This window comes from Streptomyces sp. TE5632 (genome assembly GCF_054061295.1).
The window spans coordinates 1,957,897-1,974,457 of record NZ_JBSSEA010000003.1 but is presented as its reverse complement, the minus strand read 5'-3'; the positions used below and the strand labels follow the sequence as shown (position 1 = coordinate 1,974,457).

Genomic DNA, 16,561 nt, shown 5'->3' with positions numbered 1-16,561 from the left:
GTATATCAATCCGGGTGGGGTGAGGGTCCGTTTTCCGGGCCCGGAGCGGGACCCGTCCAGTGTGCCGGTATCGTGCCCTGATGTTCACTGTGACCTCCGTCAACGTCAACGGACTGCGTGCCGCCGCGAAGAAGGGCTTCGTGGAGTGGCTGGAGCAGACCTCCGCCGATGTGGTGTGTCTGCAGGAGGTGCGCGCGGAGCCGCAGCAGCTGCCCGAGCACGTCCGGGAGCCCGAGGGGTGGCATGTGGTGCACGCACCCGCGGCGGCGAAGGGGCGCGCGGGGGTCTCGCTGTACGCGCGGCGCGCGCCCGATCGCGTCCAGGTCGGCTTCGGGTCGGCCGAGTTCGACGGCAGCGGGCGGTACGTGGAGGTGGACCTGCCCGGCGTCACCGTCGCCTCGCTCTACCTGCCCTCCGGCGAGGTCGGCACCGAGCGGCAGGACGAGAAGATCCGCTTCATGGGGGAGTTCCTCGCCTATCTGAAGGGTCTGCGGGAGCGGGCCGCCGCCGACGGCCGGGAGGTCGTGGTGTGCGGGGACTGGAACATCGCGCACCAGCAGGCCGACCTGAAGAACTGGCGCGGCAACACCAAGAACTCCGGCTTCCTGCCGGAGGAACGGGAGTGGCTCTCCCGCGTTCTCGATCCGGCCGACGGCGGGTACGTGGATGTCGTACGGGCGCTGCACCCCGATGTCGACGGGCCGTACTCGTGGTGGTCGTACCGGGGGCGGGCCTTCGACAATGACACGGGCTGGCGGATCGACTACCACGTCGCGACCCCTGGGCTTGCTGAGCGAGCGGTCAAGGCGTACGTCGAGCGGGCCGCCGCTCACACCGAGCGGTGGTCGGACCATGCTCCGGTGACCGTGGTCTACGACCGTTAGCAGCCGTCAGTCCCGCTTGCGCAGGCGGCGGTCCATCGCCAGGGAGAGTTCGGCGTCGACCACGCTGCGGGCGAGGGGGCGCAGGCGGTGGACGGCGTCCTCGGGGGTGTGACGGAGGATCAGTTCGGCGAAGAGGTCGGCCATGGCCTCGGCGTGGGCGCGGACCTCCCGGCCCGCGCGCAGCACCTCGGCGAGCGGGATGCCCTCGCGGACCAGGGCGGAGGAGACGTCCAGCAGGCGGCGGCTGATGTGGACGATCTCCTCGCCGTCGGTGCCGAGGTAGCCGAGGTCCATCGCGGCGGCGAGGTTCTCCGGGGTGGCCTCGCCGGTGAAACGGTCGGCGAGTTCCTCGGGGGTGAGGCGGACCGGGGTCTCCTCGGTGGGGGTGTTCATGCCGAGGAGTTCGCCGACGTCGCGGCCGTGGTCGAAGGCCTCGGCGAGTTCCGCTATGCCGTTCAGGGTGTGGCCGCGCTCCAGGAGTGCCGTGATCGTGCGCAGCCGGGCCAGGTGATGGTCGTCGTACCAGGCGATGCGGCCCTCGCGGCGGGGTGGCGGGAGCAGTTTGCGTTCGCGGTAGAACCGCAGCGTGCGTACGGTGATGCCGGCCCGTCGGGCCAGCTCCTCCATGCGGTACTCGCGCCGCTCGCCGGGTCCTGCGTTCTCCTCTGCCACGGCAGCAGCCTAGGGCGTACCAGCGGTAACTTTCCTTGCGTGCCCCCTACCCATCAGTACGGCCCTGCCCTACTCTCCCCATTGCGCCAGTGTTCACTGGCGGGGTTTTCGGTGGTGCGCGAGGGCTGGAGGCTTCGGGATGGCCGAGCACGAGCATGTACGGGTCGCGGTGGTGGGGGCCGGGTTCGGCGGGCTGGGGGCCGCCGTGCGGCTGCGGCGCGAGGGGGTCACCGACTTCGTCGTCCTGGAGCGGGCCGGTACCGTCGGCGGCACCTGGCGGGACAACAGCTACCCCGGGTGCGCGTGCGACGTGCCGTCCCATCTGTACTCGTTCTCCTTCGCGCCCAACCCCGACTGGCCGCGCTCCTTCTCGGGGCAGGAGCACATCCGCGCCTACCTGGAGCACGTCACCGACACCTTCGGCCTGCGCCCGCACCTCCGCTTCGACTCGGAGGTGAAGCGGATGGTGTGGGACACGGAGCGGCTGTGGTGGGAGATCGAGACCGGCAGCGGCACCCTCACCGCCGATGTCGTGGTCTCCGCCACCGGGCCGCTGTCCGACCCCAGGGTCCCCGACATCCCCGGGCTCGACACCTTCCCCGGCAAGGTCTTCCACTCCGCCCGCTGGGACCACGACTACGACCTGCGCGGCAAGCGGGTCGCCATGGTCGGCACGGGGGCCTCGGCGATCCAGATCGTGCCGTCGATCCAGCCGCTCGTCTCCCGGCTCACCCTCTTCCAGCGCACCCCGCCCTGGGTCCTGCCCCGCCTGGACCGGGCCATCAGCGGCGCCGAACGGGCCCTGCACCGAACGCTGCCCTTCACCACCCGGCTGCGCCGCGGACTGCTGTGGGGGGTCAGGGAGTTGCAGGTGCAGGCGTTCACCAAGCACCCGGGCGAGCTCGGTCTCGTCGAGCAGTTGGCCAAGCGCAACATGGCCCGTGCCGTCAAGGACCCGGCCCTGCGCGCCAAACTGGTCCCCGACTACCGCATCGGATGCAAGCGGATCCTGCTCTCCAGTACGTACTATCCGGCGATCGCGCGGTCCAACGTCGATGTCGTCGCCAGTGGGTTGAGCGAGGTCCGCGGGTCGACCGTCGTCGCCGCCGACGGGACCGAGGCCGAGGTCGACGCGATCGTGTTCGGCACCGGGTTCCACGTGACCGACATGCCCATCGCCGAGCGGGTCGTCGGCGCGGAGGGCAGGACCCTCGCCGAGACGTGGACGGGCGGGATGGAGTCCCTGCGCGGCGCCTCGGCCGCCGGGTTTCCCAACTGGATGACGCTCATCGGCCCGAACACCGGCCTCGGGAACTCGTCGATGATCCTCATGATCGAGTCCCAGCTGAACTACCTCGCCGACTACCTCCGCCAACTCGACGTCCTGGGCGGCCGGGTGGCTCTCGACGCCCGCCGGAGTTCTGTCCGCGTCTGGAACCACCGGGTGCAGCAACGGATGAAGCGCACGGTGTGGAACACCGGTGGCTGCACCAGCTGGTACCTGGACGCCGACGGCCGCAACACCACCGTCTGGCCGGGCACGACCAGTGAGTTCCGGCGCGAGACCCGGCGCGTGGACCTGTCCGAGTACGCCGTCCTGCGCGCGCCCGCGAAGAAGACCGCCGCGCCCCACGAGAACGCCGAGGTGGCCGCATGAGCAGGGGCAGTCTCGAAGGAAAGGTCGCCGTCGTCACCGGAGCGGCCCGCGGGGTGGGGGAGTTGCTCGCGCGCAAGCTCTCCGCGCGCGGGGCGAAGGTGGCGCTGGTCGGGCTGGAGCCGGACGCGCTCAAGCAGGTCTCGGCGCGGCTGCACGGCGAGAGCGGCCACTGGCACGCGGACGTCACCGACCACGAGGCGATGGCCCGGGTCGCGGAGGAGGTCGAGGAACGGTTCGGGCGGGTCGACATCGTGGTCGCCAACGCCGGTGTGGCCAACGGCGGTCCGTTCGCCGACTCCGATCCGCAGATCTGGCGGCGGGTCGTCGAGGTCAACCTGATCGGATCGGCGGTCACCGCCCGCGCGTTCCTGCCCCCGCTGATCGCGAGCCGCGGCTATCTGCTCCAGATCGCCTCGCTCGCCGCGATCGCCCCGGCGCCGATGATGACCGCGTACTGCGCCTCCAAGTCCGGGGTGGAGGCGTACGCGCACTGTCTGCGGGCCGAGGTCGGACACCGGGGAGTGCGGGTCGGCGTCGGCTATCTCTCCTGGACCGACACGGACATGGTGCGCGGGGCCGACCAGGACGAGGTGATGCGGGAACTCAGGCAGCGGCTGCCGTGGCCGGCGAACAAGACGTATCCGCCGGGGCCCGCGGTGGACCGGATCGTGGCCGGGATCGAGCGGCGCTCGAGCCATGTGTACGGGCAGTGGTGGCTGCGTGGGATGCAGGGCGTGCGCGGATACCTGCCCGGCGTGATCGGGACCGTCGGGCAGCGGGAGATGCGGCGGTTCGCGGACCGCCTCACCGGCATGCGCACGGGCCTGGTCGGGGCCGGCGGCAACGCCGATGAACAGCAGAGAACTACGGTGCGTGACTGATCGACATGCGCGGGGTGACCGCCCGTGTGAATCTGGTCGGGCAAGATCCCCCACACCCCAACGGGAGTGAACTCACATGGGCATGAAGGACCAGTTTCAGGAGAAGTCCGAGCAGATGCAGCAGCAGGCCAAGCAGAAGGCCGGCCAGGCCAAGGAGCAGATCCAGAATCGCGGTCGTCGCCGCGAAGAGGACCCGAACAACCCGCAGCGCGGGCGGCAGGAGTCCGAGGAGCGTTCCGAGGAGCGTTACGACCGGGACTAGGACGCCTGACGTCGTGTGCTGAACGCCGCTGCTCGGCACGGCCGTTGATGGCCGTTCGCTGAAGCGGGAAGGGGCGCCCCCGCGGGGGGCGCCCCTTCTCACGTCTCCATGTCCCTCGCGTCTCCGGGCCTTTCACACCCTGCCCGTCCTCGGTGGCAGCTTCGGGCGGGAGCGGTCGGGGACGTCGCTGTAGGTCGGGGGAGTGGCCGGGGGCTCCGTCTCCAGGAGTTCCAGGGCCAGTCGGACCGCGTCGTCGAGCACCGCGTGCCGGCCCTCCGCCCAGTCCAACGGGGTGCGCAGGGCCTCTAGATCGGGGGCGACGCCCCTGTTCTCCACCGACCAGCCGTACGCGTCGAACCAGGCCGCGTTCATCGGCACCGTGATCACCGTGCCGTCCCCCAGCCGGTGCCGGCCGGTCATGCCGACCACCCCGCCCCAGGTGCGCTGCCCGACCACCGGCCCCAGCTTCAGCAGCTTGAACGCGGCCGTGATCATGTCGCCGTCGGAGCTCGTCGCCTCGTCCGCGAGGGCGACCACCGGCCCGCGCGGGGCGTTGGCCGCGTACGACACCGGCTGGGCGTCGCGGGTGAGGTCCCAGCCCAGGATGGTGCGGGTCAGCGTCTCGACGACGAGTTCGCTGATGTGACCGCCCGCGTTGCCGCGCACGTCGACGATCAGCGCCGGGCGGGACACCTCCATGCGCAGGTCTCGGTTGAACTGGGCCCAGCCCGAGCCGCCCATGTCGGGGATGTGCAGATAGCCGCACCGGCCGCCGCTCAACTCCCGTACCACCTCGCGGCGTTTGGCCACCCAGTCCTGGTAGCGCAGGGGGCGTTCGTCGATCAGCGGGACGACGGCGACCCTGCGGGGCAGGCCCGTGCCCTCGGCCGGGGCGAACGTCAGCTCCACCGTCGTGCCGCCCGCTCCCGCGAGCAGCGGGTAGGGCCCGGCGACCGGGTCCACCGGGCGGCCGTGGACATGGGTGAGGACCGCGCCCTCACGGATGCCGGTGCCGGCCAGCGGCGAACGCGCGCGGGAGTCGGAGGAGTCACCGGGCAGAATGCGTTTGACCGTCCAACCGTCCTCCCGAGGGACGAGGTTGGCGCCGAGGAAGCCCTGGCGGCGCTGGTAGTGCGGGGGACCCTCGTTGCGGCGGGCGGCGCTGACGTAGGCGTGCGAGGTGCCGAGTTCGCCGAGCAGTTCACGCAACAGGTCCGCGAACTCGTCGGGGGAGGCGACCCGTTCGATCAGCGGGCGGTACTGGTCGAGCGCCGCGCCCCAGTCGATGCCGCACATGCCGGGTTCCCAGAAGTAGGCCCGGATCAGCCGCCCGGCCTCCTCGTACGACTGCCGCCACTCGGCCGCCGGGTCGGCCTCGTGCACGATGCGGCGGACGTCGATCCAGACGGTGGAGTCGCTGTCGCCCGGCTCGGTCGCGGGCACCGCGCGCGGCTCGCCCCCGTCGGCCACGACCAGCCGCGTCCCGTCGCCGCTGACCGCGAAGAGGTCCAGGTGATCGACGAGTTCGGACTTCTTCGCCTTGCCGATGTTGAAGTGCTCGAGGGTCGGCCGGCCGCTGGTGTCGTCCGGGTTCGCGAACGTCTCGCCGAGTGCGCCCGAGATCGGCCAGCGCAGCCAGACCAGCCCGCCGCCCGCGACCGGGTGCAGCGCCGAGTACTTGGAGGCGGTGACCGGGAAGGGGGTGACCCTGTTCTCCAGGCCCTCGGTCTCGACGGTCACCGCGCCGCCACTGTCGCCGATGTCCTCCTCCTCGGCCTCCACCGGGTCCAGGCCCCCGGCGGCCGGCCGGCCCTCGGGGCTGAGGGCGAACGGGGAGAGGGTCGCCGAGGACAGCGGCACCAGGTACGGGCGGCAGCCCAGCGGGAAGGACAGGTCACCGGTGTGCACGTCGTAGACCGGGTCGAAGCCGCGCCAGGACAGGAAGGCGAGGTAGCGGCCGTCCCGGGTGAAGACCGGATTCTCGTCCTCGAAGCGGCCGTTGGTGACGTCGATGACGAACCGGTCCTTGATCCGGGCCAGTTTGATCTGACGTAGCGTCCGCCCGATACCGGGATGCGACCAGGTGAGCCACCCGCCGTCGGGCGAGAACGCGAGGTCGCGCACGGGCCCGTTGATGGAACGGATCAGCTCGGTGACCGGGTTTTCGGGGGCGGGGGCGGGGGCGGAGCCCTGGCCGTCGTAGGCCTCGCCGGTGCCGGTTTCGCCGGTGTCGGTCTCGCTGGTGTCGATGAGCAGCAGGCGGCCGTCGTGGGAGGCGACGGCCAGGCGTTCGCCGTCCGGGTCGGCCACCATCTCCAGCACCCGTCCCAGCCTCCCCGAGGCCAGCCGTCGGGTGGGGCGGCGGCCGCTCGCCCGGGGCAGGGAGACGATCTCGATCGCGTCCTCGCCCTCGGCGTCCGTCACATACGCCACCCGCCCGCTCGCGCCGAGCATCTCCGGCAGCCGCACCCGCACGCCGGGGGTGTCGGCGAGGGTGCGCGCGGGGCCGTCGCGGTGGGTGAGCCAGTACAGGCTGCCGCGTACGACGACGGCGCTGGCCCGGCCCGTCTCGTCGACCGAGACGCCGTCCAGGTGGTGCGCGGCGGGCACCTGGTAACGGCGCCGCCCGGCGCGCGGCCCGCTCAGCGTGATGTCCAGCCGGTGCGGCACGGAGTCCGGGGACAGGTCGTCGACGATCCACAGGTCGCCGGCGCACTGGTAGACGACCCGGGTGCCGTCGCTGGACGCGTGCCGGGCGTAGAACGCGTCGTGGTCGGTGTGGCGGCGCAGATCGGAGCCGTCGTACGCGCAGGAGTACAGGTTGCCGACGCCCTCGTGGTCGGAGAGGAAGGCGACCCGGCCGCCGACGAACATCGGGGAGTGCAGATGCCCGTCGACCTTGGCGAACCCGTCGAGCCCGTCATGCCCGTCGAGCAGGCGCTGTCCGTGCAGCCACAGCCTGCCCGTCGCCCCGCCCCGGTACCGCTTCCAGCCGGCCGGCTCGTGCGGCGGGGTGCCGGTGAGCAGCAGGGTTCTGCGTTCCCCGTCGATCTCGGCGACCTGGATGTCGCTCACCGGCCCCCAGGGCAGTTTGCGGCCCGGACCGCCGTCGGCGGAGAGCTTGTAGGACCAGGTGAAGTACGAGAACGGCTGGCCGTGCGAGGCGACGGCGAGGATCTCGGGACTCTCGTCGCCGTCAGGGTTCGGGGGCGTCCAGCCGCAGACCCGGGTGTCGGGGCTGCCCCAGTAGGTCAGTCGGTGGCCCGGTCCGCCGTCCACCGGCACCAGATGGACCTCGGGGTCGAGGCTGCGCCAGCTCGTGTACGCGATGTGGCGGCCGTCGGGGGAGAAGCGGGGGTGGCCGAGCTTGGTGCGGTCGACGGTGAGCCGCCAGGCCCGGCCCGGGGCGTCGAGCGGGGCGAGCCAGAGGTCGTCCTCGGCCACGAAGCACAGCAGGTCGCCGTTGAGGTGCGGCAGGCGCAGATAACTCACTCTTCCCATGCTTTTCCCGGTGACGGACCGCAGCAACTCGTGCGGAGCGGCGGCGGCTCTCCCGACGTGACCCAGCGCACGTACGAAACGGTTTCGTTCCCCTAAGGGCTGCGGTACATTCGTCGTGTACGAAACCGTGTCGTTCGGCGCGGTGAGATCCGGAGTGAGAAGAGGTGAGCGGGATGACCGAGGCCGCGACGGCGCGGCGCAGCCGGATCACCCCGGAGCGCGTGGCCGAGATATACGCGGCCGTGCTCGACCTGCTTCGCGAGGTCGGATACGACGCCCTCACCATGGACGCCGTGGCCGCCCGCACCCGGTCCAGCAAGGCCACCCTCTACCGCCAGTGGGGCGGCAAGGCCGAGCTGGTGGTGAGAGCCATGCGGCACCAGAAGCCGGGCAGCATCGGTGACATCGACACCGGTTCCCTGCGGGGCGACCTGCACGGTCTCATCGGCCGCGAGGACGACTGCGTCATGGAGCAGAACGCCGCCCTGATGCGGGCGCTCGCCATGGCGGTCCACACCAACGACGACCTGCGGCGCGCCTTCAGAGACCTGTTCGTGGAACCCGAGGTCGACGAGTTCCAGGGGATCGTCCGGCGCGCGGTCGAGCGCGGCGAGGTCCGCCCGGACAACCCGGCGCTGGCCTACATGGTGCACATGCTCGTCGGGGCGTTCGCCACACGGACGCTGATCGACGACCGGCCGCCCACGCGGGACTTCCTCACCTCGTACATCGACGCCGTGGTCCTCCCCGCCCTCGGCGTGCCCCCCTGCTGACCGCCCCGGTCGGCTCTCCCCCCCCATCACCACCCTCACCACCTGACGGACGCCACCGCTCACGTCGTCGGGCTGGACCCCCCTGCCCTGAGAATCCACGACCTGACCGGGAGTACTCCCTCGTGGCCACATTCCTCTATCGACTCGGACGCTTCGCCTTCAGGCGCCGACACTTCACCGCCCTGTTCTGGGTGGCGCTGCTGGCACTCGCCGGCGTCGGCGCGGCCGGCGCTCCCGCAGCCGGCAACACCTCGTTCTCCATCCCCGGCACCGAGGCCCAGAAGGCCTTCGACGTGCTGGAAGAACGCTTCCCCGGCACCAGTGCCGACGGAGCGACCGCACGCGTCGTCTTCAAGGCGCCCGCCGGCGAGAAGATGACCGACGCCGGCAACAAGGCGACCGTCCAGAAGACCGTCAAGGAGCTCTCCGGCGACTCCCAGGTCGCCCTCGTCACCGACCCGTACCAGGGCGGAGGCGTCAGCCAGGACGGCGCGGTCGCCTACGCGTCGGTGAGCTACAAGGTCTCCGGCATGGAACTGGAGGACTCCTCGCGCGACTCCCTGAAGGCCGCCGCCGGGGACGCCCGCGACGCCGGACTGACCGTGGAGATCGGCGGTGACGCGCTGCAGGCCGTCCCGGAGACCGGCGCCGCCGAGATCATCGGCATCGGTGTCGCCGCGGTCGTCCTGGTCATCACCTTCGGCTCGCTGATCGCGGCCGGCCTGCCGCTGCTCACCGCGATCATCGGCGTCGGCATCGGTGTCGCGAGCATCTCCGCACTGGCCGCCACCCTGGACCTCGGCTCCACCACCTCCATCCTGGCCACGATGATCGGCCTCGCCGTCGGCATCGACTACGCGCTGTTCATCGTCTCCCGCTACCGCGCCGAACTGGCCGAGGGCAGGGAGCGCGAGGACGCGGCGGGCCGCGCCGTCGGCACCGCGGGCTCCGCGGTCGTCTTCGCCGGACTCACGGTCGTCATCGCCCTCGTCGGTCTGTCGGTCGTCAACATCCCGATGCTGACCAAGATGGGCGTCGCCGCCGCGGGCACCGTCGCCATCGCCGTCCTCATCGCGCTCACCATGGTCCCGGCGCTGCTCGGCTACGCGGGCCGCAGGGTCCGCCCGGCCGGCGAGAAGAGCAGGCTGCTCGGCGGCGGCCGCGGCAAGGGTGCGGACAAGGCGCAGCGTCCGAACATGGGCACCCGCTGGGCGAGCTTCGTCGTACGCCGTCCCGTGGCCGTCCTCCTGCTCGGCGTCGTCGGCCTCGGCGCGGCGGCCGTCCCGGCGAGCTCCCTGGAACTGGGCCTGCCCGACGACGGTTCGCAGCCGACGTCCACCACCCAGCGCCGCGCCTACGACCTGCTGTCCGAGGGCTTCGGCCCCGGCTTCAACGGTCCGCTGGTCGTCGTGGTCGACGCCAAGAACAGCGACGACCCGCAGGCCGTCTTCCAGCAGACCGGCGATGCCGTCAAGAGCCTCGACGGCGTCGTCACGGTGGCCCCGCCGACACCCAACGAGGCGGGCGACACGGCCACGATCACCGTCATCCCGGACTCCAAGCCGTCGTCCGTGGCGACCGAGGACCTGGTGCACGACATCCGGGACGCCGGAGCGGACATCAAGGCCGACGCCGGCGGCAACGGCAACGGCAACGGCAACGTTGATGTTCTGGTCACCGGTGCCACGGCGATGAACATCGACGTGTCGCAGAAGCTCAACGACGCGCTGGTGCCGTATCTGACCCTGGTGGTCGGACTGGCGTTCCTGCTGCTGATCGTGGTCTTCCGGTCGATCCTGGTCCCGCTGAAGGCGGCCCTCGGCTTCCTGCTCTCCGTGCTGGCCGCCCTGGGCGCCGTGGTCGCGGTCTTCCAGTGGGGCTGGCTGTCCGGCCTGATGGGCGTGGAGGAGACCGGCCCGGTCATGTCGATGATGCCGATCTTCATGGTCGGCGTGGTCTTCGGACTGGCCATGGACTACGAGGTGTTCCTCGTGACCCGGATGCGGGAGGCCTTCGTCCACGGGGAGAACCCCAGCCAGGCCGTGGTGACCGGCTTCCGGTACAGCGCCCGGGTCGTGACCGCCGCGGCGGTGATCATGATGGCCGTCTTCGCCGGCTTCATCGGCTCCAGCGAGGCGATGGTCAAGATGATCGGCTTCGGCCTCGCCGTCGCCGTCCTCTTCGACGCGTTCGTCGTCCGTATGGCGATCGTCCCGGCGGTGCTGGCCCTGCTGGGCAAGAAGGCCTGGTGGCTCCCGAAGTGGCTGGACCGCGTCCTGCCCAACGTGGACGTCGAGGGCGAGGGCCTGCGCACGCAGGACGACAGGAAGGGCGAGGACCAGGAACTGGTCCGTGTCTGACGGCAGCGGATGACCGCACCGGACCGCAGGGCGTCGACTCCTGCGGTCCCCGGTACCAGCCGGTGAGGGCCCCGTGGGGACGGGGAGCCCTCACCGGCTTCCTCGTTCCGCGCCTGCCGCGCCTGCCGCGCCCACCACCGGGACGACCCGCTCGCCCGCCGCCCGCGCCGCCCGCTAGCGTGCCCCGCATAACGACAGCCGCCACTGACCACGAGGGATCCGCCGCCCACCCCCGATTCGCCGAGGCCCTGCGGGAGCTGGGGCTCCCGGAGGTGATCGGGCGGGTCCGGCGCTTCCCCGACGCCGCCCGGACCGCTCCCGAGGCCGCCGCCGCGATCGGCTGCGAGCTCAGCCAGATCTGCAAGTCGCTGATCTTCGCGGTCGATGACGTGCCCGTAGTCGCCAGGACCAAGGCCCGGGAGGCGGACCGGCGCAAGGACTGGTGCGAGAAGACCTCGACCATGCTCGCCCGCACCTATGGTCTGATCCGGTTCGAGAAGCTGAACATCACGACCATGACCCGCTCGGCGAAGGGGACCGTCGCACAGCCCGGCACCCGGGTGCGGCAGAAGGCCGGGCTGAACCGGGCGATCCTCGCCCGGGGCTGGGGCCTGCTGCGCCGCCGGACCGGGGAGAAGGCCCCGGGCCGGGTCGAGGACGTGCCCGCCCCCTACACCTCGCTGCGGTGCAGTGCCTGCGGATGGATCGAGAAGGACTCGCGCAAGAGCCAAGCCGAGTTCGTCTGCGTCTCCTGCGGGTTCAGCTGCAACGCGGATGAGAACGCGGCGGTCAACGTCGCGGCAGGACAGGGCGGGATCCCCCGCCCCCGGCGGGCAGCCGGTGCCGGAGGGGTGACAGCGGCCGCCGGCCGCTCGAGCGCCCGTGAACCTCGACCCACCCCGGGTCGGAATCCCCCTCTCTTAAGAGGCGGAGGATGTCAAATCGCCTACTACATGCTGCTGATGAAGTCCTTCGAACTGGGCGACTTCGGGCAGGCGTACCCTCTCGCCAGAGGCAGCGCGCCGCTGCTGGTCGCGGTCCTCGCGCCGTGTTCGCGCACGAGGTGCCCGACGGATGGGCCGCCGCCGGGATCGCCCTGTCCTGCGCGGGACTGACCGGCGTCGCCCTGTGGGGGCTGCGCGGGCACCGGCCCGACTGGGCGGCGACCGGGGCGGCACTGGCGACCGGGCTGACCATCGCCGCGTACACCGTCGTCGACGGCCTCGGCGTACGCGTCACCGGCTCCTCCCTCGGCTACATCGCCTGGCTCATGGCCGTCCAGAGCACGGTGATCCCGGCCTACGCGCTCTGGCGCCGACGGGGCGGCACCACCGCCCTGCTGCGCCCGTACGCGGCCCTCGGCCTGCTCGGCGCGGCCCTCTCCGTCACCGCGTACGCCCTCGTCCTGTGGGCCCAGACCCGCGCCCCCCTCGCCCCGGTCGCGGCCCTGCGGGAATCGTCGATCATCGTGGGAGCCGGTATCGGGGCGTGTTCTTCCGGGAACGCTTCGGTGCTCCGCGTGTCGCCGCGGCCGGGCTGCTGGTCGTCGGGATCGGGCTGATGCTGCGCGCCGGGTGAGCGCGGCGGCCGGGTGCGGTCGGGCGGGGGGAGGGGCACCCTGGAAGCAGGACTTCCGGAGGTGACCGTCATGACGAGCACGATGCGCACCACGGTCGGGTGGCACGTCGAGATGGAGTTCATGGAGGACGACCAGCACACGCGCGCGGTGGCGCTGGTCCGGCTGCCCGACGGGACCGAGGTACGGGCCCACGGGCACGCGAGCCGGCACCACGTGGACGCGAACCAGCCCAGGGTCGGGGAGGAGGTCGCCGGCGCACGCGCGTTGAACGAACTCGCGATGCAACTGCTGACCAAGGCGCACGACGAGATCGACGAAGTGTCCGGCCGGACCTCGCACCCGATCCACGTGTGAGCGACGAGGGGTGAGCTAGCCGGCGAGGGCCGAGCGCACCGCCCGTACCAGGGCCTGGGCACGGGGGTCGGAGGTCACCGTCGTGCGGAAACCGTTGGTGACGTAGCCGAAGGCGATGCCCGACTCCGGGTCGGCGAAGCCCAGGGAGCCGCCGCGGCCGGGGTGGCCGAAGGAGCCCGGGGCCAGGAACGGCGACGCGCTGCCGTGCAGCATGTAGCCGAGGCCGAAGCGGGTGCCGACGATCAGGACGCGGTCCGGGCCCGCCGACTCCTCGGCGCGGGCGCGTGCGACGGTGGCCGCCTCGAAGAGGCGTACGCCGTCGACCCGCCCGATCAGTGAGGCGTAGAAGCGGGCGAGTCCGTCCGCCGTCGCGATGCCGTTGGCGGCGGGCTGGGGCAGTGCGCGGAACGCCGGGTCGTTCTGGTCCGGGGACGGGCTGATCGCGGCGAAGGCCCGGCGGGTGACGGAGGCGGGGTCGCCGTAGGCCGCGGTGACCGAGCGCTTGGGGCGGGCGCGGAGCGCGCCGGACGGCTCGGGCCCCTCGACCGGGCCGACCCGCCCCACCCGGCCGGCCTCCGCGTCGGGCAGCCCCAGCCAGAAGTCGAGCCCCAGCGGAGCGGCGATCCGGTCCGCGATCCACTCGTCGGCTCCCCGGCCCGTCACGCGCCGGACCAGTCCGTCGAGCAGCCAGCCGTAGGTGAGGGCGTGGTAGCCGTGGTCGGTGCCCGGCTCCCACACGGGTGCCTGGGCGGCGACCGCCTCGGCGCCCCGCAGCGGGTCGAGCGCCTCCGCCGGGGTGAGCGGGCGGTCGAGGAGCGGGAGTCCGGCCCGGTGGTTCAGCACGTGCCGGACCAGTACCTGCTCCTTGCCGTGGGCCTTGAACTCCGGCCAGTAGTGGCCGACCGGTGCGTCCAGGTCCAGTTCGCCGTCCTGGTGCAGCAGCAGGGGTACGGCGGCGGCGACGCCCTTGGTCGCCGAGCGCACGACCTGGGCGGTGCCCCGCCGCCAGGGCTCGGTGCCGTCGACGTCCTTCGTACCGGCCCACAGGTCGACGACCCGGCGCCCGTCCCGGTAGACGGCGACGGCGGCGCCCCGGTCCCCGAGGTGCTCGAAGTTCCGTTCGAATGCTTCCCCGACCGGCTCGAAGCCCTCGGTCACTGTGCCGTGCACCTCGACGCCCACGTCCGTCGGTCCTCTCTGTTCACCTGTCGTCAGTCCCGTCGTTCACCTCTGACATGGGGCGTAACAGCGGCCGTCCGCCTGTGATTCCTGGGCTGTGTCGAGCAGAGGCCGACTTGTCAGTGACGAGCACCGCACGGAGGGTGGGATTCCGAAATGTGTGCGACATTGTAAGTACAAGTGGGTATACGGCTTTCGTACAGGTAGAGCACCGTGAGGGGCCACCCATGAACGCAGTCGAGCAGTACGCACGCGCGCAGATCGTCACGGATGCGGACGCCCCGCAGGCCGCGGACCGCGGGGCGGTGCCCGTGACGCTGTGTTACGACTCCGAGGACGACCCCCGCACCGTGACGGTGCGGATGCCCGGCCCCGGGAGCCACGAGTGGTCCGTCCCCCGTGCGCTGCTCGAAAAAGGGCTGCGCACCCCCGTGGGGAGCGGCGACGTGCAGGTGTGGCCGTGCGGCCGGGTGCAGACCGTCGTGGAGTTCCACTCCGCGCAGGGAGTGTCGGTGGTGCAGTTCGAGACGAAGGCCCTGACGCGGTTCCTGCGGCGTACGTACACGGCGGCGGCCGCCGCCGAACCGGTCCCGCGCTGACCGGGCTGACGGGCGGCGGTCGGTGAACCGCCGCCCGCGCCCGGGTCAGCCGTCGCCGAGCTTCAGCAGGCTCGCCACGATCGGGCCCGCCGTCTTGCCGCCGTGGCCTGCCGACTGCACGACCCCCGCCGCCGCCAGGTCCCCGCGGTACGCGGTGAACCAGCCGTTGGGCTTCTTCTGACCCTCGACCTCGGCCGACCCGGTCTTCGCGCCCTTGTCACCGCTCACCCCGGCCATCGCCGTCGCCGCCGTGCCGCTGGTCGCCGTGTACGACATCAACTCCCGCAGCTGCGACAGCGTTTCCGGCGACATGGTGCGCGAGGCCGTGGCCAGCCGGCGGTTGTCCACCTCCGGCGACACCAGGTACGGCTGGTGGAACACGCCCGCCTTGACGGTCGCCGACACCGACGCCATGTTCAGCGGGTTCATCCGCACCCCGCCCTGGCCGATCAGGGAAGCCGCCATGGGGGCGTCCTTCTGTACCGGCACCGCGCCGTCGAAGGACGACACCCCGACCTGCCAGTCGTCCTTCGCGAGCCCGAAGACCTGCTGCGCCTGCTTGGTCAGGTCGTCGTCCGTCAACTCGGGTGCCTGACTGATGAAGGCGGTGTTGCAGGAGGCGCCGAAGCTGTCCCGGAACGTTCCGCCCTTGATGTCGAACTTGTCGAGGTTCTGGAACTTCCAGCCGCCGTAGCTGAAGTACTTCGGGCACGGGTGCTTCTCGTCGATGGACGCGAGGCCCTTCTCGATCAGCATCGAGGCCGTGAGCACCTTGAACGTCGAGCCGGGGGCCAGCGACCCCTGGAAGGCGGTGTTGAAGCCGCGCGAGGCGTTCGCGGCGGCGAGGATCTCACCGGTCGACGCCCGCAGCACCACCACCGACGACCTGGCCTTCTTGGCCACCTGCTCCTCAGCCGCGGCCTGGAGCTTCGGGTCCAGCGTGGTCCGCACCGTGCCGGGGGTGCCCTTGCTCAGCTCCAGCACGGTCTTGTCGGAGGCCTCCGCCTTCTTGGACTCCTTGCCGCGGACCACGCGCAGTTCGATGCCGGCCTCACCGCCCGCCGTCTTGCCGTACTTCTCGCGCAGCCCGTCCAGGATCAGCCCGATGGACGGATAGGTGGCGGTGGTCAGTTCGCCGCCGTCCCGGTCCAGCGCCTTGACCGGCGGGGTGCCCGCCTCCCCGGTGACCAGCCTGTCGCCGTCCTTGAGGTCGGGGTGCACGACGGAGGGCGCCCACGCGACCTGCGGTTCGCCGTCCCCGTCCCGGCGTACGACGGTCAGCGCGCTGTCGTAGGCGAGCGGCTCGGAGAAGTCCCCGTACGCCACCGTGCCCTTGACGGAGAACGGGACCTTGTCGCCGGTGCGGGCGCCGGCGGTGAGGGTGACGTCCTCGACGCGGGCGTCCTTGGTGTAGCCGGTGAGCAGGGCGGTGGCCGCCTCCGGGTCGTCGGTGGCCTCGGCGGCCTCGCTCACCTCGCCCTGCTGCCAGGCGGTGAGGAAACGGTCCGCCGCGGCGGTGACCTCGGCGGCGGACAGCGGACCGGTCCTGGCCTCCTCGGCCTGCTGGGCGGAGGACGTCCGGGTGTCGTCCTCGCCTCCGCCCCCACCCCCGAACAGCGCGTAGGCGCCGAACCCGGCACCGCCGACGACGACGGCGATCACCCCGCCGAGCACGGCGGGCGGGGTCTTCCGTCGCTCGGCGACGCGCTTTCTGTTGCCCACTGCTTGTCCGATCCTCCGCAAAAAACTCCGCCGGGCTCCCCCGATGCCCGTACGCTGCCCTCGTGGCTCTCATCCGCCATGGCTCTCACCCGCCATGGCGCTCACATGCCAACGACGGCCACCAGCCTAGAGTCCCCC

12 protein-coding genes and 3 pseudogenes are annotated in these 16,561 nt (G+C 71.7%); 11 read left to right on the top strand and 4 right to left on the bottom strand.

Features of this window, described 5'->3' with window-relative positions:
• Nucleotides 1-80 precede the first annotated feature (80 nt).
• Nucleotides 81-884, top strand: a complete 804-nt coding sequence (locus ACVW19_RS13945; protein ID WP_457459716.1) for an exodeoxyribonuclease III — start codon at nt 81-83, stop codon at nt 882-884.
• A gap of 6 nt (nt 885-890) precedes the next feature.
• Here the strand turns inward: ACVW19_RS13945 and ACVW19_RS13940 are convergent, their stop codons facing one another.
• Nucleotides 891-1,511: a MerR family transcriptional regulator gene (locus tag ACVW19_RS13940; RefSeq protein ID WP_457464600.1), complete on the bottom strand. Its 621-nt coding sequence runs from the start codon at nt 1,509-1,511 to the stop codon at nt 891-893.
• Between the two features lie 184 nt (nt 1,512-1,695).
• Here ACVW19_RS13940 and ACVW19_RS13935 point away from each other — a divergent pair, with 184 nt between their 5' ends.
• The 3 genes from ACVW19_RS13935 (at nt 1,696) to ACVW19_RS13925 (ending at nt 4,356) form a co-directional block, all read left to right on the top strand.
• Entirely contained in the window at nt 1,696-3,213 is a 1,518-nt protein-coding gene (locus ACVW19_RS13935) for a flavin-containing monooxygenase (RefSeq protein ID WP_457459715.1), read from the top strand.
• Nucleotides 3,210-4,094 (top strand): SDR family oxidoreductase, encoded by an 885-nt coding sequence (locus ACVW19_RS13930; RefSeq protein ID WP_457459714.1) that lies wholly within the window; start codon nt 3,210-3,212, stop codon nt 4,092-4,094. The genes ACVW19_RS13935 and ACVW19_RS13930 overlap by 4 nt, the downstream gene beginning before the upstream one ends.
• An 82-nt stretch (nt 4,095-4,176) precedes the next feature.
• Nucleotides 4,177-4,356 (top strand): hypothetical protein, encoded by a 180-nt coding sequence (locus tag ACVW19_RS13925; protein WP_457459713.1) that lies wholly within the window; start codon nt 4,177-4,179, stop codon nt 4,354-4,356.
• 132 nt (nt 4,357-4,488) lie between these two features.
• On the opposite strand, the gene ACVW19_RS13920 is transcribed toward ACVW19_RS13925, so the two are convergent.
• Nucleotides 4,489-7,848 carry a S41 family peptidase gene (locus tag ACVW19_RS13920; RefSeq protein ID WP_457459711.1) on the bottom strand — a complete coding sequence of 1,120 codons (3,360 nt, stop codon included), beginning with the start codon at nt 7,846-7,848 and terminating at the stop codon, nt 4,489-4,491.
• 182 nt (nt 7,849-8,030) lie between these two features.
• Between ACVW19_RS13920 and ACVW19_RS13915 the strand changes: the two genes are divergently transcribed.
• From ACVW19_RS13915 to ACVW19_RS13890, 6 genes and pseudogenes are all read left to right on the top strand, one after another.
• Nucleotides 8,031-8,630 carry a TetR/AcrR family transcriptional regulator gene (locus ACVW19_RS13915; protein WP_457459709.1) on the top strand — a complete coding sequence of 200 codons (600 nt, stop codon included), beginning with the start codon at nt 8,031-8,033 and terminating at the stop codon, nt 8,628-8,630.
• A 122-nt stretch (nt 8,631-8,752) separates the two neighbouring features.
• Entirely contained in the window at nt 8,753-10,990 is a 2,238-nt protein-coding gene (locus ACVW19_RS13910) for an MMPL family transporter (protein WP_457459707.1), read from the top strand.
• A gap of 188 nt (nt 10,991-11,178) precedes the next feature.
• Nucleotides 11,179-11,391, top strand: a pseudogene (locus tag ACVW19_RS13905) (YbaK/EbsC family protein); the annotation flags it as partial.
• 60 nt (nt 11,392-11,451) lie between these two features.
• A pseudogene (locus tag ACVW19_RS13900) lies at nt 11,452-11,727 on the top strand (RNA-guided endonuclease TnpB family protein); the annotation flags it as partial.
• A gap of 201 nt (nt 11,728-11,928) precedes the next feature.
• Nucleotides 11,929-12,568 (top strand): annotated as a pseudogene (locus ACVW19_RS13895) (EamA family transporter); the annotation flags it as partial.
• A gap of 70 nt (nt 12,569-12,638) precedes the next feature.
• Nucleotides 12,639-12,923, top strand: coding sequence for a DUF1876 domain-containing protein (locus ACVW19_RS13890; RefSeq protein WP_457459705.1), 285 nt, complete (start codon nt 12,639-12,641; stop codon nt 12,921-12,923).
• Between the two features lie 15 nt (nt 12,924-12,938).
• On the opposite strand, the gene ACVW19_RS13885 is transcribed toward ACVW19_RS13890, so the two are convergent.
• Entirely contained in the window at nt 12,939-14,105 is a 1,167-nt protein-coding gene (locus ACVW19_RS13885; protein ID WP_457459703.1) for a serine hydrolase domain-containing protein, read from the bottom strand.
• Nucleotides 14,106-14,329: 224 nt separating this feature from the next.
• Here ACVW19_RS13885 and ACVW19_RS13880 point away from each other — a divergent pair, with 224 nt between their 5' ends.
• Nucleotides 14,330-14,701, top strand: a complete 372-nt coding sequence (locus ACVW19_RS13880) for an SsgA family sporulation/cell division regulator (RefSeq protein WP_457459701.1) — start codon at nt 14,330-14,332, stop codon at nt 14,699-14,701.
• A 45-nt stretch (nt 14,702-14,746) separates the two neighbouring features.
• Here ACVW19_RS13880 and ACVW19_RS13875 read toward each other — a convergent pair whose 3' ends face one another.
• Nucleotides 14,747-16,423, bottom strand: coding sequence for a penicillin-binding transpeptidase domain-containing protein (locus ACVW19_RS13875; RefSeq protein ID WP_457459699.1), 1,677 nt, complete (start codon nt 16,421-16,423; stop codon nt 14,747-14,749).
• Between the last annotated feature and the right edge of the window lie 138 nt (nt 16,424-16,561).

What these genes read in the sequence shown, in the direction of transcription:
- ACVW19_RS13945 (WP_457459716.1), top strand. Translation starts at nt 81, where the DNA reads ATGTTCACTGTGACCTCCGTCAACGTCAACGGACTGCGTGCCGCCGCG.
- ACVW19_RS13925 (WP_457459713.1), top strand. Translation starts at nt 4,177, where the DNA reads ATGAAGGACCAGTTTCAGGAGAAGTCCGAGCAGATGCAGCAGCAGGCC.
- ACVW19_RS13880 (WP_457459701.1), top strand. Translation starts at nt 14,330, where the DNA reads ATGAACGCAGTCGAGCAGTACGCACGCGCGCAGATCGTCACGGATGCG.
- ACVW19_RS13930 (WP_457459714.1), top strand. Translation starts at nt 3,210, where the DNA reads ATGAGCAGGGGCAGTCTCGAAGGAAAGGTCGCCGTCGTCACCGGAGCG.
- ACVW19_RS13940 (WP_457464600.1), bottom strand. Translation starts at nt 1,511, where the DNA reads ATGGAGGAGCTGGCCCGACGGGCCGGCATCACCGTACGCACGCTGCGG.
- ACVW19_RS13890 (WP_457459705.1), top strand. Translation starts at nt 12,639, where the DNA reads ATGACGAGCACGATGCGCACCACGGTCGGGTGGCACGTCGAGATGGAG.
- ACVW19_RS13935 (WP_457459715.1), top strand. Translation starts at nt 1,696, where the DNA reads ATGGCCGAGCACGAGCATGTACGGGTCGCGGTGGTGGGGGCCGGGTTC.
- ACVW19_RS13915 (WP_457459709.1), top strand. Translation starts at nt 8,031, where the DNA reads ATGACCGAGGCCGCGACGGCGCGGCGCAGCCGGATCACCCCGGAGCGC.